Genomic DNA, 21,371 nt, shown 5'->3' on the forward strand with positions numbered 1-21,371 from the left:
CCTAAGAGCGAAACAGTCGGCTGTACTGGCGCTCATGCGCCATGCACGCCAGAGACAGGCCGAACGCGGCGCTGCCGATGTGTTCGGGATTAATGCGCGTGGCGTCCTGCTGCGCCTGTTGCAGCAGTGGCAGCAGTTCGCTGGTCAGGCGCTGGGCGGCTTGCTGGCCCAGCGGCAGGGTTTTCATCAATACCGCGAGCTGGTTTTCCAGCCAGCTCCACAGCCACGCGGCGAGTGCATCCTGCGGGTTGATGCCCCAGGCGCGAGCCGCCAGTGCCCAGCCAAGAGCCAGATGCGGTTCCGCGCATTGCTCAAGAAAGCGGCGGGCCGGCGCGTCGAGTTCCGGCAGACCGTTGAGCAACTGCTGCAGCGAGTAACCCATCTGCCGACTCTCCAGATGTAACTCGCGGGTCTCGCGGCTGGCGCGGTGGGTTTCGCAGAGATGCAGCAACTCGGGCCAGTTTTCCTCGGCCGCCGCCTGACAATGGGCGAGCAGCAGCGGCGCTTCGAAACGGGCGAGGTTGAGCAGCAGTTGATCGCTGATCCAGCGCCGGGCGCTGTCCGGGTTGTTCACGCGGCCGTTATCCACCGCCATTTCCAGGCCTTGCGAATAGCTGTAGCCGCCAATCGGCAGTTGCGGACTGGCCAGGCGCAGCAGCGCCCAGGCCGGATTCACAGGCGAACGCCGAACTGATGGAGTTTGGGCGCGTAGTTGAAATCTTCGTCGCCATGCCGCGAATGATGATGGCCGCCGCCGTAGGCACCGTGCTCCGGCTGGAAGGGCGCTTCAATCGCTTCGACCTGCGCGCCGAGCTGTTCGAGCATGGCCTTGAGCACGTAATCATCGAGCAGACGCAACCAGCCATCGCCGACTTGCAGAGCGACGTGGCGGTTGCCCAGGTGATAGGCGGCGCGGGTCAATTCAAAGGCATTGGCGCAGGTGACGTGCAGCAGTTGCTCGGGGCGGGCGCAGACACGAACGATGCGGCCGTCTTCGGCCTGCAAGCATTCGCCGTCGCATAACGGCGCCTGACCGCGCTCCAGAAACAACCCGACGTCTTCACCGTCGGCACTGAAACAGCGCAGACGGCTTTTGCTCCGCGCTTCGAACGTCAGGTGCAACTCGGCGGACCAGACAGGTTGAGGGTCGATTCTGCGGTGAATCACCAGCATCGGAAAGCTTCCAGCAGTGGACTGTAGGGAGGGCTAGAGCAAGGGGCTTGCCAACCGGCCGAGATGTAGGAAATCCCTGTCGGAGCGTAGAGGATGTTTCAAGATGTTGCAGAATTTTGGAAGATTTTGGTGCGTGAAGATTTTTACATGCACCAATTTGTGGCCAATAAAAAAGATCGCAGCCTTCGGCAGCTCCTAAAGGGGGTGGTGTAGGGGCTGCCGAAGGCTGCGATCTTTTGCTCTTTACTCGGTGCTGCCCAGCCCTTGCCAGTGCTTGAGGCCGATAAAGATGAAGCGCAATTGCTGGGTGATCTTCGCCTGAGGTGTCAGATGTTCCGGCAGGGCCTCGGCGGGCGGGTCGATGATGTCCGGCAGGGTGGCGAACACCGATTTGACGATCAGGTCGGCGATCACGCTCAGCCCGGCTGCATCTAGATGTTGCAACTTGGGCATCAGCGTCAGGTCGGCCGCGAGGTCGGCGCTGATGTTCTCGCGCAGACGACCGATCGCCTGACGCACCGGCAGCGAGCCGCCGTACTGCTCGCGGGCGAGAAACAGGAATTGCGATCGGTTGGCGCTGACCACGTCGAGGAAGATCCGCACCGACGCATCAATGATGCCGCCCATGACGAATTCGTTGTGGCGCACCAGGCGGATGGTCTCGCGGAAGGTCTGGCCGACTTCACTGACCAGCACCAGCCCCAGCTCGTCCATGTCGGCAAAGTGCCGATAGAAACCGGTGGGCACGATGCCGGCGGTCTTGGTCACTTCGCGCAGGCTCAGGCTGCCGAATCCTCGGCCGCTTTCCATCAAATGGCGGGCAGCGTCCATCAGGGCATTGCGGGTCTGTTGTTTCTGTTCGGCGCGGGGCAGCATCGCAAAGGCGTTTTCTTGAGCGGGACAAGCGCCGCACTCTAGCAAATCGGCTTTGCTGGCGTCGAACGGCAGGGGGAATGTCAGCGGTAAAAAGGGGGGTTGCAGGTTGCCGGTGCTGAAAAAGTCAAAAGCCCAATCCGGTGATTGGGCTTTTTTTCCAGGCCGCCATGGGCTTAGCTCAAAGCGCTGTTGCGTTCGATCACACGGTCACCACCACCTTCGGCAACGGCTTGGCCCAGTGGGGTTTTGTCGAAACCGTCTTCGGCAAGGGTCTGGCCTTGTGGGGTGCGGTCACCACCACCTTCAGCGAGGGTCTGGCCTTGTGGAGTGCGGTCGCTGCCATCGGAAGCCAGGGTCTGACCTTGTGGAGTCTTGTCATAGCCGTCTTGCACCAGACCTTTCTCTTCCAGACGATCACGGCCACCTTCTGCTACAGCTTGGCCTTGTGGCGTCTTGTCATAGCCATCTTGTACCAGGCCTTTCTCTTCCAGACGATTACGGCCGTTTTCAGCCAGGGTCTGGCCTTGTGGAGTGCGGTCGCCGCCATCAGCAGCCACAGTCTGGCTGAACACCGAGTGGCTGGATTTCACTTGTGGGGTAGCCTGATCGGCAGCGGGCAGGGCGAAAGCAGTGCTGGCTAGCATCGACAGGGTAAGGCTGAGCAGTAATTGGCGTTTCATGATGGGTTGCTCCTTGGGAGGGCGATAAAGTGGGTACGAAGCCAATGCTACTCTCGATAAGTCGATATAAAAGTTCATAAACGCAATGGTAATAATCAACAGAATTGATTGTTCTGCCGAGGCGCTCTAGCTCGGGCGTTTGCGGGCGGTGGTTTTGCACCGCAGTGGGTATTTTCGACTCACTCGCGCCTCGCAAATGTGCGGGCAGCGGTAACGCTGTTCGACCAATCAGTCAGCATTCGGGCGATTTTTTGCCACGGAATCTATATTCCGATTAAACCTGCGCACTGTTTGCCAGTCGTAGATTTCATGAGGGCCGCTTTGGCCCGCCGTTTCAGCTGTGCGTCGCGAAGTCGGCGTGCGGTCGTCATCAGGAGTTTTGTGCATGACGCGCACCGGGAAAATCTTCAGTTGGACCTTCGCCATCCTCGTACTGCTGCTGGCGGTACTCGTTCTGATCATCGTGTTCTTCGATTGGAACCGGATCAAACCGCCGCTCAACGCCAAAGTCTCGGAAGAACTGCATCGACCGTTTGCCATTAATGGCAACCTCGCAGTGATCTGGCAGCGCGAGCCGGACGAGGGCGGCTGGCGGGCCTGGGTGCCGTGGCCGCACGTGGTGGCTGAAGACCTGACGCTGGGCAACCCGGACTGGTCGAAGCAGCCGCAGATGGTCACCCTCAAACGCGTGGAGCTGCGCATCTCGCCGCTGGCCCTGCTGGCGCAACGGGTGACGATCCCGCGCATCGACCTGACCGAGCCCAACGCGCAACTGCAACGCCTGGCCGATGGCCGCGCCAACTGGACCTTCAAGTTCGACCCCAAAGACCCGAACGCCGAACCGTCGAACTGGGTGGTGGACATCGGCGCCATCGGTTTCGACAAGGGCCACGTCACGCTGGACGACCAGACGCTCAAGAGCAATCTCGATGTGGTGATCGATCCGTTGGGCAAACCGATTCCGTTCAGCGAAATCGTCGGTGACAAAGCCGCGAAAACGGCCCAGGACAAAGGCACCGCGCCGCAGGACTATGCGTTCGCGCTGAAGGTCAAAGGCCAGTACCACGGCCAGAATCTCACCGGCCAGGGCAAAATCGGCGGATTGCTGGCGTTGCAGGACGCGAACAAACCGTTCCCGCTGCAGGCCCAGGCGAAGATCGGCGCCACCAGCCTCGAACTCGCCGGTACGTTGACCGACCCGCTCAACCTCGGTGCCCTCGATCTGCGGCTGAAACTGGCCGGTGCCAGCCTCGGCAACCTCTATCCGCTGACCGGCGTGACTCTGCCGGACACGCCGCCGTACTCCACCGACGGCCATCTGATTGCCAAATTGCATGACGCCGCCGGGGCGAAATTCACCTACGAGCAGTTCAACGGCAAGATCGGCGGCAGTGACATTCATGGCGATCTGACCTACGTCGCCAGTCAGCCTCGGCCAAAACTCAGTGGTGCGCTGCTGTCCAATCAGCTGCTGTTCGCCGACCTCGCGCCGCTGATCGGCGCCGACTCGAATGACAAGCAAAAGGCCCGCGGCGGCGAGAGCAAGCAGCCGACCGACAAAGTGCTGCCGGTTGAAGAGTTCAAGACCGACCGCTGGCGCGCCATGGATGCCGACGTCGAGTTCACTGGCAAACGCATCGTGCACAGCGAAAAACTGCCGTTCACCGACCTTTATACCCACCTGAAACTCAACGACGGCGAACTCAGCCTCGAACCGCTGCGCTTCGGCGTGGCCGGCGGTAATCTGGACGCGCAGATTCGCCTCAACGGTCGCGCCGAACCGCTGGAAGGCCGGGCCAAACTGACCGCGCGCGGGTTCAAGCTCAAGCAGTTGTTCCCGACCTTCGAACCGATGAAAACCAGTTTCGGTGAGCTCAATGGCGACGCCGATATCAGCGGCCGCGGCAACTCGGTGGCCAAGCTGCTCGGCGGCGCCAATGGCCAGTTGAAGATGCTGATCAACGACGGGGCGATCAGCCGCGAGCTGATGGAACTGGCAGGGCTCAACGTCGGTAACTACGTGGTCGGCAAGATCTTTGGCGACAAGGAAGTGAAGATCAACTGCGCGGCGGCGGACTTCGACATCAAGACCGGCCTGGCGACCACGCGGCTGTTTGTGTTCGATACCGAGAACGCGATTATTTACATCGACGGCACGGCGAACATGGCCACCGAGCAACTGGACCTGACCGTGACCCCGGAATCCAAGGGCTGGCGTCTGATTTCGCTGCGTTCACCGCTGTACGTGCGCGGCAAGTTCATCAAGCCGGACGCCGGGGTCAAGGCTGTACCGTTGATGCTGCGCGGGGCGGGAATGGTTGCACTGGGCGTGATCGCTGCACCAGCGGCGGGACTGCTGGCACTGGTGGCGCCGAGCGGTGGTGAGCCGAATCAGTGCGCGCCGCTGCTTGAGCAGATGAAGGCTGGCAAGGCGCCCGTGACCGTCAAGCCAACCAAATAAGGCAAGAGCAAAAGATCGCAGCCTGCGGCAGCTCCTACAGTGGAATGTAGGAGCTGCCGCAGGCTGCGATCTTTTTGCTTCTGTTGCGGCCCGTTCGCGAGCAAGCTCGCTCCCACATTTGAAATGGATTCCAGTGTGGGAGCGAGCTTGCTCGCGAAGGTGGTTTTGAAAGGTTTACAGGTCTTTCAGAATGTCGGCCATGTCATCGGCGTGCTCTTCTTCCTGTGCGAGGATGTCTTCGAAGATGCGCCGAGTCGTCGGGTCTTTTTCGCCGATGTACTGAATGATCTCGCGGTAGCTGTCGATGGCGATCCGCTCGGCCACCAGGTCCTCATAGACCATTTCCTTCAAGGTGTTCCCGGCCACGTATTGTGCGTGGGACATTTTCGACAGCAGGTCCGGGTTGAATTCCGGCTCGCCGCCCAGTTGCACGATGCGCTCGGCCAGACGGTCGGCGTGTTGCGCTTCCTGGGTGGCGTGTTCGAGAAATTCGTCAGCGGCCACGTTGGCTTTCAGACCGTTGGCCATGAAGTAGTGGCGCTTGTAGCGCAGCACGCAGACCAGTTCGGTGGCCAGCGATTCGTTGAGCAGGCGCAGCACCTCTTCACGGTTGGCACTGTAGCTTTCGGTTACCGCGCCGTTCTCGACGTGTTGCCGCGCACGTTCGCGCAGGGTTTTGACATCAGACAAGTGCAGGTCATCGCTCATTTCGATCTCCAGGAGGCTAATCCAATGGGCGCCACGCTCTACAGGCGTGATCGCTTACCCTGGTTGTGAGTCCTGCGCGATGCAAAAAGTTTTACGAGATTTGCGCCGTCCCCCCTGTAGGCGCTGCCGAAGGCTGCAATCTTGGCGTCAGGCCGGACAACACCGCCTCCTCCTGCAACCAGGCAAAAAACGCCCGCACCGGCGGATGGCGCTCCCGTCCCGGCACACACAGCGCGCTGTACCCGGCACCATCGACCTGCACCTGCCCCTTGTACGGCACCAGCAACCCGCTGGCGACGCTTTGCGAGACCAGAATATTGCTCGCAAGAACCAAGCCTTGCCCGGCAATCGCCGCTTGGAGCGCGTAGTGCTCTTCGTCGTATTCGCGCATTGCGGGATGCTGGTTCAGCCAGTTCTCACTCGCGCGGGCGCACCACGCTTCCCAGCCGTGGGCATACAGCTTCGAGTTGTGCCAGCGCACGCTGATCAGCGCCGGCGTGCGCCGGGCGGCCAGCGCCACCTGCTCCGGTGAGCCGTACACGCCGAACGACTCATCGAACAGGCACAAGCCGTAAAGATTGGGGTAGTCGTCAAGGCTGTAGCGCAGCACCAGATCGACGCTGGCGTCCTGATGCAAGTCGATGACTTCGCAGTGGGTATCGAGGCGCACGTTGATGTTCGGATGCTGCGCATAAAAGCGCCCGAGGCGCGGCACCAGCCATAGCGCGGCGAAGGCGGCCGTGGTCGATAGCGTCAGGCTGCTGCCGCTGCGTTGCGGGCGCAGGGTATCGACGCTTTGCGCCACTTCCAGCAGCGCGCCGTGCAGGCTGCGAAACAGCCGCTCGCCACCTTCGGTCAGGCGTACCTGACGCGGCAAACGTTCGAACAGTGCCACGCCGAGCCAGTCTTCCAGCGTACGGATCTGATGAGAGATTGCCGTGGGCGTGACCGACAGCTCTTCGGCGGCGGCCTTGAAACTCAGCAGGCGCGAAGCGGATTCGAAGGCGCGCAGGGCGGTCAGCGGCAACGAGGCGAACATTGAAAACTCCATGGATGAAATGAATTCATCCCGACTGATTTTTGCTCATTTGAATGGACGCGGTCACGCGCTTCAAGCTGCAAGCCACAAGCCGTTTGATTCTAGTCCGGAGGAAACACAGATGAGCAAAATTCTTGCAATTCATGCCAGCCCACGGGGTGACCGTTCGCATTCACGGCGCCTCGCGGAAAGCTTTCTCAGCGCCTGGCAATTGCGCCATCCGCAGGCGCAGGTCACCCGCCGTGAAGTCGGGCGCGCGCTGATCCCGCCAGTCAACGAAGCGTTTGTCGCTGCCGCGTTTCATCCTGAGCCCGAGGCGCGTCCACTGTCGATGCAAGCCGATCTGGCGCTCAGCGATCAATTGGTCGGCGAGTTGTTCGAGCATGACCTGCTGCTGATTTCCACGCCGATGTACAACTTCAGCGTGCCCAGCGGCCTCAAGGCCTGGGTCGATCAGATCGTGCGCCTGGGCCTGACGTTCGACCACACCCTCGATAACGGCGTGGCCCAGTACACCCCGCTGCTGCAGGGCAAGAAAGCGTTGATTGTCACCAGTCGCGGCGGGTTCGGCTTTGGCCCCGGCGGTGAACTGGAAGCACTGAACCACGCCGATCCGTGGTTGCGCACCGCACTGGGCTTTATCGGTATCAACGACGTCACGGTGGTCGCGGCCGAGGGCGAAGAGTCGGCCGAGCGCACCTTCGCGGTGTCGGTGGCCGAGGCCGAGCAGCGATTGCTCGACCTCGCCCGGACATTCTAAGTGGCCTGGCTGTTCCTGCTGATCGCCGCCGGTTTCGAAGTGACGTTCGCCATGGGCATGAAGTACGCCGAAGGCTTCACCCGGTTGTGGCCGTCGCTGATCACGGTGCTCGCGGCGATTGGCGGGGTTTACTTCCTGACGCTGGCGCTGCGCGAGTTGCCGGTGAGCATCGCCTACCCGATCTGGACGGCGATCGGCTCGCTGGGCACGGTGTTTCTCGGTTTTGTCTTGCTCGGCGAGAGCCTGACCCTGATCAAGCTGCTGTCGGTGGGGCTGATTGTGGCGGGGGTGGTGGGCCTGAAGTAGGCTGAGGGTGCAGTTGTCATCATCAAGGAGGAGGCTTGGCGGGTGTTTTGCACGTCAGGCCTCCACTCACGACCACAAGGATGTTTGCCCATGTCACAAAGTACGGCGACACGTTATCCACTGGTGCTGGTGCCGGGCATGCTCGGGTTTATCCGGTTGCTGCTGTATCCGTACTGGTACGGGATCATCAAGGCGTTGCGCCGTGGCGGGGCCACAGTGATTGCGGTACAGGTGTCGCCGCTCAACTCCACCGAGGTGCGCGGTGAGCAGTTGCTGGCGCGGATCGACGAGATTTTGCGCGAGACCGGCGCGGCCAGGGTCAATCTGATCGGCCACAGCCAGGGCTCGTTGACAGCCCGTTATGCCGCCGCCAAACGGCCGGATCTGGTCGCCTCGGTGACGTCGGTGGCCGGGCCCAATCACGGTTCGGAACTGGCCGACTATCTGCAGAAACACTACCCGGCGAACACTGCCAAGGGCCGTCTGCTCGAAGCGCTGCTGCGTTTGATCGGCTGGTTGATGGCGCGGCTGGAAACCGGTTATCACGGGCCGAAACTGCCGGTGGATATCCACGCCTCGCACCAGTCGCTGACCCGCGAGGGCGTGGCGCTGTTCAATCAGCGTTATCCACAGGGCCTGCCTGGGACCTGGGGCGGGCAGGGGCCGGAAGAGGTCAACGGCGTGCGCTATTACTCGTGGTCGGGCACGTTGCAACCGGGCAAGACTGACCGCGGTGGCAACCTGTTCGACGGCACCAACCGCAGCTGCCGGTTGTTCGCGAAAACCTTCGTGCGCGAACCAGGGCAGTGTGACGGGATGGTCGGGCGCTACAGCTCGCACCTGGGCACGGTGATTGGCGACGACTATCCGCTGGATCACTTCGATATCGTCAACCAGTCGCTGGGACTGGTGGGCAAGGGCGCGGATCCGGTGCGGTTGTTTGTCGAGCATGCGGCGCGGCTGAAGGCTGCCGGCGTGTGACTCGCTTTTGTGGTGAGGGGATTTATCCCCGATGGGGCGCGCAGCGGCCCCGCTTTTTATCTCAAAACAAGGGCTGCTGCGCAGCCCATCGGGGATAAATCCCCTCACCACAGGGCCAGATCAGGCGACGCTGAGTTTGCGGCCTAGAACGGTGGTCCAACGCTCCGACAGAATCACCCCACCCAACGTCAACACCCCACCCACCAGGTGATACATCGCCAACTCTTCCTTCAACACCACCGCCGCAATCAGCGCGGTAATCAACGGCAGCAAGTTAAAGAACAATGTGGTCCGGCTCGGCCCCAGACGCTGCACCGCCTGCATCCACGCCAGCGGCGCAAGCATCGAGGCCAGCAGGCACGCGTACAGCACCAGCGGAATATTTTGCGCGGTGAAGCCGGTTTTCGGTGAAGCGGCATACAGCGGAAACAGCACCACAATTGCCACCAGCACTTGCAAGTACAACAACACCAGCGGCGGCAGGCGTAACTGCCATTTTTTCAGCAGGGTGCTGTAGATCGCGTAGGCGAGGGTGGCGATCAGCATCATCGCATCACCCAGATTCACCCCGTGCTGCAGCAAGGCGCCGAGGCTGCCGGACGACACCACTACCAGCACGCCGACGAACGACAGCACCGCGCCGAACAATGCGCCGGCAGTCAGGCGCTGGCCGAGGCTGATGATCGCCATGGCCAGCGACATCAGCGGCATCAGCGACAGGATGATGCCCATGTTGGTCGCGCTGGTCAGGGTCGCGGCGAAGTAGGCCAGGCTCTGATACACCGCCATGCCCAGCACACCGAGAACGAAGATCTTGCCCAGATTCGGGCGGATTTGCGGCCAGTGGGCGATCACCGCTTTGAGCATGAACGGGGTGAACAGCAGGCCGGCGAGCAGCCAGCGGTAGAAACCGATCTCGGCGGGGAAGATCGCCCCGACCGCCAGTTTGTTGATCACTGTATTGCCGGCCCAGATGAAAATCGCCAGCAGGGGAAACGCGTATTGCATGGGTTAAAACCAGAACGTTGATGAACCGTGATTATCCCCTGTCTGGATGCAGCCCTATACTGCGAACCGGACAACCTGCCTCTGCAACCGGACAGCATGAACAGTAAACACATCGATCTGCTGGATTTCAGCGAACTGCCGTCAGCGGTGTACTTCCGCTACGCCGACTTCAACACCCATGAATACGCCGCGCCGCACCGCCATCCGTGGGGCACGCTGGAGTACGCGGCCCACGGCGTGCTGCACATGGACGTCGACGGCAACCGCTTCATGTCGCCGCCGCAGTACGCGGTGTGGGTGCCGCCGCAGACCGAGCACAGTTTCTACAGCCATCAACCGGTCAACTACCGCGCGGTATGCCTCGATCCGAAGGTCTGCACGGATCTACCGGAGCGCGCCTGCACGCTGGCGATCAGCGACATCCTCAAGGCGATACTCAAGGACTTCGCCGCCCGCGACGTGAAGATCCCCGAACTCGACGCCGACCAGCGTCTGGCCCAGGTGCTGGTCGATCAACTGCAACAGGCGCCGGTCCATGAATGTTATCTGCCGTACGCGAGCCATCCCGGGTTGCTGGCGATTCTCGATGCATTGCAGGCCGATCCCGGTAATAACCAGCCGCTGGCGCACTGGGCGGCGCAGGTACACGTCAGCGAGCGCACGCTGGCCCGGCTGTTCGTGCGCGAGCTGGGGATGAGTTTCGGCGAGTGGCGTCAGCGTCTGCGTTACCTGGCTGCCATCGAGGCACTGGAAAGCACGAAGAGCGTGCAGGAGATCGCCTTCGATCTGGGTTACAGCAGTGGCTCGGCCTTCATCGCCATGTTTGCCCGTCAGGCCGGATGTACCCCGGAACAGTATCGGCGCAGCCACCTGGAAGGCAGGAAGGTGTAACAAGATTTGGCTACACTTCAGCGGAGGCCGCATCCATCGATGCGGCGACAAGGAGAAAACTCCATGAAGATGTTGCGTGTGCCTTTGTTGATGATCGGTCTGCTCCTGTGTTCCCAGGGTTTCGCCGCCACGGCGCAACAGAACAAAATGACCACCTGCAATGCCGACGCTACCGCCAAGAACCTCAAGGGCGATGAGCGCAAGACTTTCATGAGCACTTGCCTCAAGGCCGCTCCGGCCGCCAATGACGCCAAAGTGCTGACCCCGCAGCAGGAAAAAATGAAGACCTGCAACGCCGACGCGAAAACCAAGGCCCTGACCGGCGACGCGCGCAAGACCTTCATGAGTGATTGCCTGAAGAAAAAGTAATCACTCGAGTCTGGTGGTGAGCGGGCTTGCCTCTTCGCGAGCAGGCTCGCTCCCACATTGAAATGCGTACCCCTTGTGGGAGCGAGCCTGCTCGCGAAGAGGCCGGTCTTGGTTCCGCCAATCTCAAGCACCGCATATACCTAGTGCTCTCCCCGGATCGCTGGCAGACTGCCAATCCTTTTACGCCGTTCGTTTTGAGGCTGTATGCCAACGTTTTCTGAGCGTCATGTTGTGTTTTGGGTCAGTTGCATCATTATTTTTGGCGGTTTGCTGCTGGCATTGCCGCTGCGCTTGTTGCCCAGCCTGCTGGCCGGTCTGCTGGTGTTCGAGTTGGTCAACATGCTCACCCCGCAACTGCAACGATTGATCGAAGGCCGGCGTGCGCGCTGGCTGGCGGTGGCGCTGCTGGGCACCCTGGTGGTCAGCGTGCTGGCGCTGATCTTTGCCGGTGCTATCAGTTTCCTGCTGCACGAAGCGGAAAACCCGGGCGCCTCGCTCGACAAATTCATGGGCGTGGTCGATCGCGCGCGCGGGCAACTGCCGCCGTTTCTCGATGCCTACCTGCCGGCCAGCGCTGCGGAGTTTCGCGTGGCGATTGGTGAGTGGGCGAGCAAACACCTGGCTGACCTGCAACTGGTGGGCAAGGACGCGGCGCACATGTTTGTCACCCTGCTGATCGGCATGGTGCTCGGCGCGATCATTGCCCTGCAGCGGATACCGGATGTGACCAAGCGCAAGCCGCTGGCCGCCGCCCTGTTTGATCGCCTGCACCTGCTGGTGCAAGCCTTTCGCAACATCGTCTTCGCGCAGATCAAGATTTCCCTGCTGAACACCTTCTTCACCGCGATTTTCCTTGCGGTGATTCTGCCGCTTCTGGGCATCAAGCTGCCGCTGACCAAAACCCTGATCGTCCTGACCTTCCTGCTCGGTCTGCTGCCGGTGATCGGCAACCTGATGTCGAACACGCTGATCACCATCGTCGGCCTGTCGCTGTCGATCTGGGTGGCGGTGGCGGCGCTGGGTTACCTGATTTTTATCCACAAGCTCGAATACTTCCTCAACGCGCGCATTGTCGGCGGGCAGATCAGTGCCAAGTCGTGGGAGTTGCTGCTGGCGATGCTGGTGTTCGAAGCCGCGTTCGGTCTGCCCGGGGTGGTGGCGGGGCCGATTTATTACGCGTACCTGAAGAGTGAGTTGAAGCTGGGCGGGATGGTTTGATTTGATAACTGTGTTGCCTTAGCTGACGCCATCGCTGGCTTGCCAGCGATGGGCGCAACGCGGTCTTGGATCAGTTCATGGCGCCGTAACGCTTCATCGCCTCAATCGCCAGACCGCTGCCAATGCTGCCAAAGATGTTGCCTTCCACATGTCGCGCGTTCGGCAGCATTGCCGAGACGCTGTTGCGCAGCGCCGGAATGCCGCTGGAGCCGCCGGTGAAGAACACCGTATCGACCTGACCCACCGAGACGTTGGCATCGTTCAACAGCTGCGTAACGCTGCCGCGCACGCGCTCAAGCAGCGCGTCGATCGACGATTCGAACAGGGCGCGGCTCAGTTCCACGCTCAGGCCCGGCTCGATGCGATCCAGCGGTACGTGGCGGCTGTCGGTGTGGGTCAGCTGGATCTTGGTTTCTTCCACTTCCATCGCCAGCCAGTGCCCGGCGCGCTGTTCGATCAGCTTGAACAGACGGTCGATACCGCCAGTGTCCTCGATGTCGTAGCGCATGCTGCCCAGCGCCAGGGTGGATTTCTGCGAGTACACCGAGTTGATGGTGTGCCAGGTGGCCAGGTTCATGTGGTGGCTGGTCGGCATGTAGGCGCCGCTCTTCATCCGGCTGCCGTAACCGAACAGCGGCATCAGGCCTTGCAGGCTCAGTTGTTTGTCGAAATCGGTCCCGCCGATGTGCACGCCGCCGGTGGCGAGGATGTCATCGTGACGGTTGTCCATGCCGCGACGCTCGGGCGACAGGCGCACCAGTGAGAAGTCCGAAGTACCACCGCCGATGTCGACGATCAGCACCAGCTCTTCTTTTTCGATGGTCGACTCGTAGTCGAAGGCGGCGGCAATCGGTTCGTACTGGAACGACACGTCCTTGAAGCCGAGCTTGCGTGCCACTTCGACCAGGGTGTCTTCGGCTTCCTGGTCGGCCAGCGGGTCGTCATCGACGAAAAACACCGGGCGCCCCAGCACCACTTGTTCGAACTCGCGACCGGCGGCCGTTTCGGCGCGGCTCTTGAGCTGGCCGATGAACAGCCCCAGCAGATCCTTGAACGGCATCGCCGTGCCGAGCACGCTGGTGTCGTGCTTGATCAGCTTGGAACCCAGCAGGCTCTTGAGCGAGCGCATCAGCCGGCCTTCGTAGCCTTCGAGGTACTCGTGCAGCGCCAGGCGACCGTACACAGGGCGGCGTTCTTCGATGTTGAAGAAGACCACCGACGGCAGGGTGATCTTGTCGTCTTCCAGCGCGATCATCGTTTCCATGCCGGGGCGCAGCCAGCCGACGGTGGAGTTGGAGGTGCCGAAGTCGATACCGCAGGCACGGGCTGGAGAGGCGTTGTTCATGTCTTTCGGGTTCCGGTCAAAAAACGGCCGCGCAGTGTATGTCAGTGCGCGGCAGATTCGAAGGCCGGTCATCTGCTATTTCACGACTAAGCTTCTTGAAAGTCGCAGCTTCGCCCCAAACTTGCTGGCATGGGCCGGCAGACATACCGGCGGTCGCAAGAACCGTCGTCCACTGCCGATAAACTTCTGCTGCGCCACCCGGTCACAAAGTTGAGATCGGTCAACCCGGCACGTGCGAATGAGCGCATGCTGGTCTCGGCGCGAAATCGATAACGGATGGTGATTCCTTCGATGGACTTCAAAGACTATTACAAGATACTCGGCGTGGAGCCGACAGCGGACGACAAGGCAATCAAGGCTGCCTATCGCAAGCTGGCGCGCAAATACCACCCCGATGTCAGCAAGGAAAAAGACGCCGAGGCCAAGTTCAAGGACGCCTCGGAAGCCTATGAAGCGCTGAAGAGCGCCGACAAGCGCGCCGAGTACGACGACCTGCGCCGTTATGGTCAGCATGGTCAGCCGTTCCAGGGCCCGCCGGGCTGGCAGAGCCGTGGTGGCTTTGGCGGCGGCGGCGGTGACACCGGCGACTTCTCGGACTTCTTCAGTTCGATCTTCGGCAATCGCGGCGCCGGTTTCGGTGGCGGCGAAGGTCGGCAACAACGCAGTGCAGGACGGCGGGGACAAGACGTGGAAATGGAACTGCCGATCTTCCTTGAGGAGACGCTGTCGAACGAGTCGAAGAAGGTCAGCTTTCAGGTCCCGCAATACAACGCCAACGGTCAGCACGTCAGCAACACCAGCAAAAGCCTGAACGTGAAGATCCCGGCGGGCGTGACCGACGGCGAACGCATCCGCCTCAAGGGGCAGGGCGCGCCGGGCATCGGTGGCGGCGCCAATGGCGATCTGTACCTGACCATTCGCTTTGCGCCGCACCCGAAATTCGATGTCGAAGGCGAAAACCTGATCATCACATTGCCATTGGCACCGTGGGAGCTGGCGCTGGGCACCGAGGTGGCCGTGCCGACCCTGACCGGCAAGATCAACCTCAAGGTTCCGGCCGGCAGCCAGAACGGCCAGCGCATGCGCGCCAAGGGCCATGGTCTGAAAAACAAGGCCGGTGAGCGCGGTTATCTGTTCGTGCAGCTCAAGGCCGTGATGCCGAAAACCTCGGACGACGAGGTCAAGGCGCTGTGGCAGGAACTGGCGAAGAAAGCCGCGTTCAACCCACGCGAGAACTTCTGAATCCGACGACGGAGTAGCCCATCATGAGCAGCCCCCTGATCGTTCAACTGGACATGGCAGAATTCTGTGAGGCGGCCGATCTGTCGGACGTCTACGTGATCGAAATCGTCGAACACGGCATCCTCGAACCTCAGGGCGCGCAGCCCCGGGAATGGCGGTTCACCGACTACGAGCTGAGCCTGGCCAAGCGCGCCGCGAAGTTGCGGCGCGAGCTGGAGCTGGAGTGGGATGGGGTCGCGCTGGCCCTGAATCTGCTGGAGGAGGTGCATGAGTTACGGGCGGAGAACCGGATGCTCAGGCAGCGCTTGGGGCGGCTGGTGGTCGATTAGGTTTTCCGTGGTATTGGCCGGCCTCATCGCTGGCAAGCCAGCTCCCACAAGGAACTATGTCGTACACAAAGTTTGTATTCGACGCCGGATCTGTGGGAGCTGGCTTGCCAGCGATGAATTCACCGCAGATTTTCCTGCTTAAACCTTTCTCGGCAACACCACACTGAACAGCGTCCCGTCAGCCTCGCTCGAGCTGACGTCGATCGTCCCGCCATGGGCGGTCACCACTTCCTTGACGATGAACAAGCCCAACCCGAGGCTGGTCGACGGCTGCCCGAGTTCTTCGTCGGCGCTGCGCACCAGCGGGTCGAAAATCGTGCCGATCGCCTCTTCGGAAATCGGTGTGCCGTAGTTGTGCACCGTCAGGCACACGTTGTCGCCCTCGCCACGCAGATCAAGGGTCACGTCGCGTTGGCTGGTGCCGTGCTGCAAGGCGTTGCCGATCAGGTTTTGCAGGAGCTGGTCGATTCGCCCGGCGTCCCACACCCCACGGGTGTCGCCGTGCACCGTGAGCTTCGGATCGGATAGCGGATTACCGGCGCAGGCTTCGGCAATCGCCGCCCGCGCCGCAACGGCCAGGTCCATCGCTGCCGGCTCGATCGGCAGGCTACGGCCGAGGCGACTGCGCACCAGCTCCAGCAGGTCGCTGACCATCGCCGCCATGTGCCGCGCACCGCGCTTGATGTGCAAGGCACAGGCCAGCGCATCGCCCTCGAGGCTGGATTTACGCAGCAGCAGTTCGGTGGACATGCTCACCGCCTGCAGCGGCGCGCGCAGGTCATGGCCGAGGATGGCGAGGAAAATGTCGCGCGAGCGGTTGACCTGCTCGGCGTAGGCAGCGGTAGATTCGGCGAGGGCTTCGTCGATGGCTTCGTTGAAGCGGATCATGTCCTGGAAATAGGTCACGTCCGGCGACTCAAGGCTGTCGACCCACAGGCGGATCACACAGGCGCGCAAATGGCGGAATTCGCTGGTCATCTGCACCAGATCGAAACCGACGGTGTGGCGCAGTTCGCCATGGCTGGCGCCGGCCTCGTCCAGGCTTGGGGTCTTTTCCGGGCCTTCGCCCTTGGCTTTGGCAGCCTGTTCGGCGGGGCTCTGTGGCTTGCTCATGTCGCGGGCGGCGGCCCGTAGAATCTCGCTGGCGTGATCGCGCAGCGCAGTGGAATCCAGATGGTCGGCCGCCGGCGTGATGGTCGCGGCGAACTGTTCCCATTCATCGACGATAGGCTCGATGTTGGCCAGGATGAACTCGGAAAGACGCATGGGCAGTTCCTGAAAATAGGCGGAGCGAATCGAATATTAGCCCCTTTGGCGGGAAATACACGACCGTTTGCACATCGGTTTTCCTGCCCCATGAAAAAGGCCCCCGGCCCGTGCGCAAGACGCGGGTCGGGGGCCTTTTGCCGTGTGTCAGAACAGGAAGTAACGCTGAGCCATCGGCAAGGTTTCCGCCGGTTCACACCACAGCAGCACACCGTCGGCCTTGACCTGATAGGTCTGTGGATCGACGTCGATGTTCGGCAGGTAATCGTTGTGGATCAGGTCGGTTTTCTGCACATCGCGGCAGCCTTTGACCACGGCGATTTTTTTCTTCAAACCCAACGCGTCGGGCAGTCCCGATTCCTGCGCCGCCTGGCTGATGAAGGTCAGGCTGGTGGCGTGCAGCGAGCCGCCGTAGCTGGCGAACATCGGGCGGTAGTGCACCGGCTGCGGGGTTGGGATCGACGCGTTGGCGTCGCCCATCAGACTGGCGGCAATGGCACCGCCCTTGAGGATCAGCGTCGGTTTTACGCCGAAGAACGCCGGGCGCCAGAGCACCAGGTCGGCCCATTTGCCGACCTCCACCGAGCCCACCTCATGGCTGATGCCGTGGGTGATCGCCGGGTTGATCGTGTATTTGGCGATGTAGCGCTTGGCGCGGAAGTTGTCGTTGCCTTCGCCGTCCTGGGGCAGCGGGCCGCGCTGCTTTTTCATCTTGTCGGCGGTCTGCCAGGTGCGCGTGATGACTTCGCCGACACGGCCCATGGCCTGGCTGTCGGAACTGATCATCGAGAACGCGCCGAGGTCGTGGAGGATGTCTTCGGCGGCAATCGTCTCGCGGCGGATGCGGCTTTCGGCGAACGCCACGTCTTCGGCGATGCTCGGGTCGAGGTGGTGGCAGACCATCAACATGTCGAGGTGTTCGTCGATGGTGTTGCGGGTGAACGGCCGGGTCGGGTTGGTCGAGCTCGGTAGCACGTTAGGGAAACCGCAGGCCTTGATGATGTCCGGTGCATGGCCGCCACCGGCACCTTCGGTGTGATAGGTGTGGATGGTGCGGCCCTTGAACGCGCCCAAGGTGGTTTCGACGAAACCGGACTCGTTGAGGGTGTCGGTGTGGATCGCCACTTGTACGTCGTACTGGTCGGCGACACTCAGGCAATTGTCGATGCTCGCCGGGGTGGTGCCCCAGTCTTCGTGCAGCTTGAGGCCGATGGCCCCGGCCTTGACCTGCTCGATCAACGGCTCCGGCAGGCTGGCGTTGCCCTTGCCGGTGAGGCCGATGTTCATCGGGAACGCGTCGGCGGCCTGAAGCATGCGCGCCAGGTGCCACGGGCCGGAGGTGCAGGTGGTGGCGTTGGTACCGGTCGCCGGCCCCGTGCCGCCGCCGATCATGGTGGTGACGCCGCTCATCAGCGCTTCTTCGATCTGCTGCGGGCAAATGAAATGGATGTGCGTGTCGATGCCGCCGGCGGTGAGGATCATGCCTTCACCAGCGATCACTTCGGTGCTGGCGCCGATGGCGATGGTCACGTTCGGTTGTACGTCCGGGTTACCGGCCTTGCCGATCGCGGCGATGCGCCCGTCCTTGAGGCCGACGTCGGCTTTGACGATGCCCCAGTGGTCGATGATCAGCGCATTGGTGATCAGCGTGTCGACCACTTCGGCGGCGAGCAACTGGCTCTGGCCCTGGCCGTCACGGATGACTTTGCCGCCGCCGAACTTCACTTCTTCGCCGTAGGTGGTGAAGTCCTTTTCGACCTCGATCCACAACTCGGTGTCCGCCAGGCGCACCCTGTCGCCGACGGTGGGGCCGAACATGTCGGCGTAAGCTTGTCTTGAAATTTTCATCCGAATTCCTTGCACAAATTTATTGTGGCGAGGGGATTCATCCCCGATCGGGTGCGAAGCACCCGCCATTCAGCAAAAGTGATTTTGTGGTGGGGCAGGCGGCCGTTGGCGACCGCTGCGCGGTCGATCGGGGGATGAATCCCCTCACCACAGATAAATTCCCTCACCACAGATGAATCAGCGTCAGTCGAGATCACCCATCACCCGCCCGGCAAAGCCGAACACCCGCCGATGCCCGGCGTACTCCACCAGCTCGACCTCGCGGCTTTGCCCCGGCTCGAAGCGCACGGCGGTGCCGGCGGGGATGTTCAGGCGCATGCCACGGCTGGCGGCGCGGTCGAAGGTCAGCGCGTCATTGGTTTCGAAAAAGTGATAGTGCGAACCGACCTGAATCGGTCGGTCGCCGCTGTTGGCGACTTTCAGGCTGAGGGTGCGGCGGCCGACATTCAGTTCGATGTCGCCGGGCTGGATCTGGTACTGGCCGGGAATCATGGCCGGGCTCCTTGCAGAATCTTGTAGTAGAGGGCGGTCGGGCGGTACGTGCCGTGCGGGTCACAGGCGTAATCGGGAATTTCACCGGCACGGGTGTAACCCAGCGCCTTGTAGAACTCTTCGGCGGGCGAGCCAGCCTCGGTGTCGAGGTAGAGCATGCCGCGCTTGTGTTTGGCCGCTTCGAGCTCCAGCGCATTCATCAACTGCTGGCCGAGCCCACGCCGCCGGGCCTGTTCGCGCACCAGCAGTTTTTGCACTTCGGCGCGATTGAGGCCGTTGGCTTTCTGGCACAGACCCAACTGCACGCTGGCCTGCACCTCTTCATCCTTGACCACCACCCAGAGCAACACGCTGCCCTTGTTCACCTGTTGCTGCACTTCATCGAAATAGGCGCGGGCCTGCGCGGCATCGAGGTCGGCCATGAAACCGACGCTGGCGCCATAACCCACGGCGTCGAGCAGCAGATCAATCAGGCCCTGACGATAGTGCGCAAAACTTTCCGCATTGACGCGTCGCAGTTGGGCGGGGTTCATCGCGTGTCACTCCTTGTTGGCGACCGGCGGCTGCGCGCCAGGGTTGAGGATCCGTTGCATGAAGGTCAGGTCGAGCCAGCGGCCGAACTTGGTGCCGACTTGCGGCATCTGTCCGGTGATGCTGAAACCGGCGCGTTCATGCAGACGAATGGAAGCGGCATTGCCACTTTCGATGGCGGCGACCATCACATGCTTGTCGCAGGCTTTGGCCCGCTCGATCAGCACGCTCATCAATTGCGGGCCAAGGCCATTGCCGCGCTGGTCGCTACGGACGTAGACCGAGTGCTCGACGGTGTGACGGAAACCGTCGAACGGCCGCCAGTCGCCAAAGGAAGCGTAGCCGAGCACCACGTTGTCGGCGTCGACGATCACCAGAATCGGGTAGGCCTGGGCCTGACGGGCGCTGAACCACGCCTGGCGGTTGCCGAGGTCGACCGCCGATTCGTTCCAGATCGCCGTGGTGTTGAGCACCGCGTCGTTGTAGATGTCACGGATCGCCGGCAGGTCGGCGTGCAGGGCATCGCGAATGGTGTAGGTCATGGCGAGTCCTCAAACGATCGGTTGGTGGACGGTGACCAGTTTGGTGCCGTCGGGAAACGTCGCTTCGACCTGGATCTCCGGGATCATTTCCGGAATGCCTTCCATCACTTGCTCGCGGCTCAACAGGGTGGTGCCGTAGTGCATCAGCTCGGCGACGGTCTGGCCGTCACGGGCGCCTTCGAGCAGCGCGGCGGAGATGTAGGCCATCGCTTCCGGGTAGTTTAGCTTCACACCACGGGCCAGTCGGCGCTCGGCGACGAGGCCGGCGGTGAAGATCAGCAACTTGTCTTTTTCGCGTGGGGTCAGGTCCATTTGTTTTTCAAATCTCGGCAGAAGAAAGTTAAGTCGTACACCCTGTAGGAGCTGCCGAAGGCTGCGATCTTTTGACGTTGATTTTTTACAGCAAGATCAAAAGATCGCAGCCTGCGGCAGCTCCTACAGGGGAATGCATTTCAGGTGTTCCAGATTCTGGGTGGCTGGGCCTCGCGGCCTAGCAGAGCCGGGCGTAACAAGCGCCATAAATCGATGAGCCAGGCACGGGCGAGCAGTGCTTCTGACGCCAGACACCGAGCCACCAACAGGCCGGGCAACTGGGTCAAATCCCCGCGCACGGCATGCCGCAGCGAACGACAGCGCTCCAGCAGCTCGGCATCAATTTCACCAGTGACCAACAATGTGGCGAACACCGGGCGGCCATCCAGGCCGATGGGCGAATCCAGCAAACCGTCACCGCCAGTAATCCTCTGACGCTCGTGCCAGAGCAATCGCCCGTCGCGGCGGATATCCAGATGCGCCTGAAAGTGTCCGAGGTCGAAGCGCTCGCCACTGGCCGGTCGGCCCAGTGCCACCACGTCCCAGTAGAACAGCCGCGCATCGCCTTCAAGCTCGATCGAGGTGGTGAGTTCAGCCTGAGCGGCGCTGTAGACGATGGTTTCCTGCGGCAGCCACTCCAGCGTCGCGCCGGCCGCGACTTGCAGATCGAGCTGTTGATACGCCGGCCCCGCCGCGCGATACCATTTGGCGGCGCCGGGGCTGGTGATCTGCGCCCAGGCGTCCTGTTCGACGCGGGCGCTGATGTTCAGCCGGTCACCGCCGGCGATCCCGCCCGGCGGGTGGACGATGATGTGTTGGCAGACCTCGGGGCCTTCGGCGTACAGGTGCTTCTGCACCCGCAGCGGTCCCAGATGCCGGCGCTTGACCGGGCGCGTGCAGTCACCGAAGCGGGCGTAGGCCAGTTCCAGCTCGGCGTGCCAGCTCGGGGTAAACAGGGCAGTGGGAAGCGGTAAGTTCATGGTTTGTGATTATC

Annotated in this window: 24 protein-coding genes; 9 read left to right on the forward strand and 15 right to left on the reverse strand. The window is 61.8% G+C overall.

What is annotated here, in order from left to right:
- Position 1 precedes the first annotated feature (1 nt).
- The 4 genes from GTQ41_RS02930 to GTQ41_RS02945 form a co-directional block, all read right to left on the reverse strand.
- Positions 2-676, reverse strand: coding sequence for an urease accessory protein UreF (locus GTQ41_RS02930; RefSeq protein ID WP_047291005.1), 675 nt, complete (start codon positions 674-676; stop codon positions 2-4).
- A complete protein-coding gene (gene ureE, locus GTQ41_RS02935) occupies positions 673-1,173 on the reverse strand; it encodes an urease accessory protein UreE (protein WP_047291006.1) in 501 nt (166 codons plus the stop codon). The genes GTQ41_RS02930 and ureE overlap by 4 nt, the downstream gene beginning before the upstream one ends.
- Before the next feature lie 243 nt (positions 1,174-1,416).
- The gene (locus GTQ41_RS02940) at positions 1,417-2,049 is read right to left on the reverse strand and encodes a TetR family transcriptional regulator (RefSeq protein WP_007966952.1); all 633 of its coding nucleotides are present in this window, start codon (positions 2,047-2,049) and stop codon (positions 1,417-1,419) included.
- Between the two features lie 173 nt (positions 2,050-2,222).
- Entirely contained in the window at positions 2,223-2,729 is a 507-nt protein-coding gene (locus tag GTQ41_RS02945; protein ID WP_041065594.1) for a hypothetical protein, read from the reverse strand.
- 385 nt (positions 2,730-3,114) lie between these two features.
- Here GTQ41_RS02945 and GTQ41_RS02950 point away from each other — a divergent pair, with 385 nt between their 5' ends.
- Positions 3,115-5,190: an AsmA family protein gene (locus tag GTQ41_RS02950; RefSeq protein WP_047291007.1), complete on the forward strand. Its 2,076-nt coding sequence runs from the start codon at positions 3,115-3,117 to the stop codon at positions 5,188-5,190.
- A 174-nt stretch (positions 5,191-5,364) separates the two neighbouring features.
- On the opposite strand, the gene GTQ41_RS02955 is transcribed toward GTQ41_RS02950, so the two are convergent.
- Positions 5,365-5,898, reverse strand: a complete 534-nt coding sequence (locus GTQ41_RS02955) for a bacterioferritin (protein ID WP_003221186.1) — start codon at positions 5,896-5,898, stop codon at positions 5,365-5,367.
- 91 nt (positions 5,899-5,989) lie between these two features.
- Positions 5,990-6,949: a LysR substrate-binding domain-containing protein gene (locus GTQ41_RS02960; protein ID WP_183082829.1), complete on the reverse strand. Its 960-nt coding sequence runs from the start codon at positions 6,947-6,949 to the stop codon at positions 5,990-5,992.
- A gap of 109 nt (positions 6,950-7,058) precedes the next feature.
- On the opposite strand from GTQ41_RS02960, the gene GTQ41_RS02965 reads away from it, so the two are divergent.
- The 3 genes from GTQ41_RS02965 (at position 7,059) to GTQ41_RS02975 (ending at position 8,984) form a co-directional block, all read left to right on the forward strand.
- The gene (locus GTQ41_RS02965) at positions 7,059-7,697 is read left to right on the forward strand and encodes an FMN-dependent NADH-azoreductase (protein WP_047291009.1); all 639 of its coding nucleotides are present in this window, start codon (positions 7,059-7,061) and stop codon (positions 7,695-7,697) included.
- Complete coding sequence (locus tag GTQ41_RS02970; RefSeq protein WP_047291010.1) at positions 7,698-8,003, forward strand: multidrug efflux SMR transporter; 306 nt, start codon at positions 7,698-7,700, stop codon at positions 8,001-8,003.
- Positions 8,004-8,093: 90 nt separating this feature from the next.
- Complete coding sequence (locus GTQ41_RS02975) at positions 8,094-8,984, forward strand: triacylglycerol lipase (RefSeq protein ID WP_047291011.1); 891 nt, start codon at positions 8,094-8,096, stop codon at positions 8,982-8,984.
- Between the two features lie 120 nt (positions 8,985-9,104).
- Here GTQ41_RS02975 and GTQ41_RS02980 read toward each other — a convergent pair whose 3' ends face one another.
- Positions 9,105-9,992, reverse strand: a complete 888-nt coding sequence (locus GTQ41_RS02980) for a DMT family transporter (RefSeq protein WP_047291012.1) — start codon at positions 9,990-9,992, stop codon at positions 9,105-9,107.
- Between the two features lie 96 nt (positions 9,993-10,088).
- On the opposite strand from GTQ41_RS02980, the gene GTQ41_RS02985 reads away from it, so the two are divergent.
- The 3 genes from GTQ41_RS02985 (at position 10,089) to GTQ41_RS02995 (ending at position 12,470) form a co-directional block, all read left to right on the forward strand.
- Positions 10,089-10,883, forward strand: coding sequence for a helix-turn-helix transcriptional regulator (locus tag GTQ41_RS02985; protein ID WP_047291013.1), 795 nt, complete (start codon positions 10,089-10,091; stop codon positions 10,881-10,883).
- A gap of 63 nt (positions 10,884-10,946) precedes the next feature.
- The gene (locus tag GTQ41_RS02990; RefSeq protein ID WP_041065573.1) at positions 10,947-11,252 is read left to right on the forward strand and encodes a PsiF family protein; all 306 of its coding nucleotides are present in this window, start codon (positions 10,947-10,949) and stop codon (positions 11,250-11,252) included.
- Positions 11,253-11,456: 204 nt separating this feature from the next.
- Entirely contained in the window at positions 11,457-12,470 is a 1,014-nt protein-coding gene (locus GTQ41_RS02995) for an AI-2E family transporter (protein ID WP_047291014.1), read from the forward strand.
- Positions 12,471-12,540: 70 nt separating this feature from the next.
- On the opposite strand, the gene GTQ41_RS03000 is transcribed toward GTQ41_RS02995, so the two are convergent.
- Positions 12,541-13,815: an Hsp70 family protein gene (locus GTQ41_RS03000; protein WP_047291015.1), complete on the reverse strand. Its 1,275-nt coding sequence runs from the start codon at positions 13,813-13,815 to the stop codon at positions 12,541-12,543.
- 291 nt (positions 13,816-14,106) lie between these two features.
- On the opposite strand from GTQ41_RS03000, the gene GTQ41_RS03005 reads away from it, so the two are divergent.
- Both GTQ41_RS03005 and GTQ41_RS03010 read left to right on the forward strand, forming a co-directional pair.
- Entirely contained in the window at positions 14,107-15,057 is a 951-nt protein-coding gene (locus tag GTQ41_RS03005; RefSeq protein ID WP_041065895.1) for a DnaJ C-terminal domain-containing protein, read from the forward strand.
- Positions 15,058-15,080: 23 nt separating this feature from the next.
- Positions 15,081-15,386, forward strand: coding sequence for a chaperone modulator CbpM (locus GTQ41_RS03010; protein ID WP_047291016.1), 306 nt, complete (start codon positions 15,081-15,083; stop codon positions 15,384-15,386).
- A gap of 138 nt (positions 15,387-15,524) precedes the next feature.
- Here GTQ41_RS03010 and GTQ41_RS03015 read toward each other — a convergent pair whose 3' ends face one another.
- The 7 genes from GTQ41_RS03015 to GTQ41_RS03045 form a co-directional block, all read right to left on the reverse strand.
- Entirely contained in the window at positions 15,525-16,652 is a 1,128-nt protein-coding gene (locus tag GTQ41_RS03015) for a sensor histidine kinase (protein WP_047291017.1), read from the reverse strand.
- 147 nt (positions 16,653-16,799) lie between these two features.
- Positions 16,800-18,500, reverse strand: a complete 1,701-nt coding sequence (ureC, locus tag GTQ41_RS03020; RefSeq protein ID WP_047291018.1) for an urease subunit alpha — start codon at positions 18,498-18,500, stop codon at positions 16,800-16,802.
- Positions 18,501-18,683: 183 nt separating this feature from the next.
- On the reverse strand, positions 18,684-18,992 hold the full coding sequence (locus tag GTQ41_RS03025; RefSeq protein WP_007966984.1) for an urease subunit beta: 309 nt from the start codon (positions 18,990-18,992) through the stop codon (positions 18,684-18,686).
- Positions 18,989-19,525: a GNAT family N-acetyltransferase gene (locus GTQ41_RS03030; RefSeq protein ID WP_047291019.1), complete on the reverse strand. Its 537-nt coding sequence runs from the start codon at positions 19,523-19,525 to the stop codon at positions 18,989-18,991. Before GTQ41_RS03030 ends, GTQ41_RS03025 begins: the two co-directional genes overlap by 4 nt.
- 6 nt (positions 19,526-19,531) lie before the next feature.
- On the reverse strand, positions 19,532-20,065 hold the full coding sequence (locus GTQ41_RS03035; protein ID WP_047291020.1) for a GNAT family N-acetyltransferase: 534 nt from the start codon (positions 20,063-20,065) through the stop codon (positions 19,532-19,534).
- Between the two features lie 9 nt (positions 20,066-20,074).
- Positions 20,075-20,377 (reverse strand): urease subunit gamma, encoded by a 303-nt coding sequence (gene ureA, locus GTQ41_RS03040; RefSeq protein ID WP_003221215.1) that lies wholly within the window; start codon positions 20,375-20,377, stop codon positions 20,075-20,077.
- A 140-nt stretch (positions 20,378-20,517) separates the two neighbouring features.
- Positions 20,518-21,357 (reverse strand): urease accessory protein UreD, encoded by an 840-nt coding sequence (locus GTQ41_RS03045; RefSeq protein WP_047291021.1) that lies wholly within the window; start codon positions 21,355-21,357, stop codon positions 20,518-20,520.
- Positions 21,358-21,371 lie beyond the last annotated feature (14 nt).

Source organism: Pseudomonas sp. AN-B15, from assembly GCF_019056475.1.
Lineage (GTDB): Bacteria > Pseudomonadota > Gammaproteobacteria > Pseudomonadales > Pseudomonadaceae > Aquipseudomonas > Aquipseudomonas parakoreensis.

What these genes read in the sequence shown, in the direction of transcription:
- ureE (WP_047291006.1), bottom strand. Translation starts at nt 1,173, where the DNA reads ATGCTGGTGATTCACCGCAGAATCGACCCTCAACCTGTCTGGTCCGCC.
- GTQ41_RS02955 (WP_003221186.1), bottom strand. Translation starts at nt 5,898, where the DNA reads ATGAGCGATGACCTGCACTTGTCTGATGTCAAAACCCTGCGCGAACGT.
- ureA (WP_003221215.1), bottom strand. Translation starts at nt 20,377, where the DNA reads ATGGACCTGACCCCACGCGAAAAAGACAAGTTGCTGATCTTCACCGCC.
- GTQ41_RS02960 (WP_183082829.1), bottom strand. Translation starts at nt 6,949, where the DNA reads ATGGAGTTTTCAATGTTCGCCTCGTTGCCGCTGACCGCCCTGCGCGCC.
- GTQ41_RS03045 (WP_047291021.1), bottom strand. Translation starts at nt 21,357, where the DNA reads ATGAACTTACCGCTTCCCACTGCCCTGTTTACCCCGAGCTGGCACGCC.
- GTQ41_RS03025 (WP_007966984.1), bottom strand. Translation starts at nt 18,992, where the DNA reads ATGATTCCCGGCCAGTACCAGATCCAGCCCGGCGACATCGAACTGAAT.
- GTQ41_RS02965 (WP_047291009.1), top strand. Translation starts at nt 7,059, where the DNA reads ATGAGCAAAATTCTTGCAATTCATGCCAGCCCACGGGGTGACCGTTCG.
- GTQ41_RS03030 (WP_047291019.1), bottom strand. Translation starts at nt 19,525, where the DNA reads ATGAACCCCGCCCAACTGCGACGCGTCAATGCGGAAAGTTTTGCGCAC.
- GTQ41_RS03000 (WP_047291015.1), bottom strand. Translation starts at nt 13,815, where the DNA reads ATGAACAACGCCTCTCCAGCCCGTGCCTGCGGTATCGACTTCGGCACC.
- GTQ41_RS02975 (WP_047291011.1), top strand. Translation starts at nt 8,094, where the DNA reads ATGTCACAAAGTACGGCGACACGTTATCCACTGGTGCTGGTGCCGGGC.
- ureC (WP_047291018.1), bottom strand. Translation starts at nt 18,500, where the DNA reads ATGAAAATTTCAAGACAAGCTTACGCCGACATGTTCGGCCCCACCGTC.
- GTQ41_RS03010 (WP_047291016.1), top strand. Translation starts at nt 15,081, where the DNA reads ATGAGCAGCCCCCTGATCGTTCAACTGGACATGGCAGAATTCTGTGAG.
- GTQ41_RS02940 (WP_007966952.1), bottom strand. Translation starts at nt 2,049, where the DNA reads ATGCTGCCCCGCGCCGAACAGAAACAACAGACCCGCAATGCCCTGATG.
- GTQ41_RS03015 (WP_047291017.1), bottom strand. Translation starts at nt 16,652, where the DNA reads ATGCGTCTTTCCGAGTTCATCCTGGCCAACATCGAGCCTATCGTCGAT.
- GTQ41_RS03005 (WP_041065895.1), top strand. Translation starts at nt 14,107, where the DNA reads ATGGACTTCAAAGACTATTACAAGATACTCGGCGTGGAGCCGACAGCG.
- GTQ41_RS03035 (WP_047291020.1), bottom strand. Translation starts at nt 20,065, where the DNA reads ATGACCTACACCATTCGCGATGCCCTGCACGCCGACCTGCCGGCGATC.
- GTQ41_RS02980 (WP_047291012.1), bottom strand. Translation starts at nt 9,992, where the DNA reads ATGCAATACGCGTTTCCCCTGCTGGCGATTTTCATCTGGGCCGGCAAT.
- GTQ41_RS02945 (WP_041065594.1), bottom strand. Translation starts at nt 2,729, where the DNA reads ATGAAACGCCAATTACTGCTCAGCCTTACCCTGTCGATGCTAGCCAGC.
- GTQ41_RS02985 (WP_047291013.1), top strand. Translation starts at nt 10,089, where the DNA reads ATGAACAGTAAACACATCGATCTGCTGGATTTCAGCGAACTGCCGTCA.
- GTQ41_RS02950 (WP_047291007.1), top strand. Translation starts at nt 3,115, where the DNA reads ATGACGCGCACCGGGAAAATCTTCAGTTGGACCTTCGCCATCCTCGTA.
- GTQ41_RS02995 (WP_047291014.1), top strand. Translation starts at nt 11,457, where the DNA reads ATGCCAACGTTTTCTGAGCGTCATGTTGTGTTTTGGGTCAGTTGCATC.
- GTQ41_RS02990 (WP_041065573.1), top strand. Translation starts at nt 10,947, where the DNA reads ATGAAGATGTTGCGTGTGCCTTTGTTGATGATCGGTCTGCTCCTGTGT.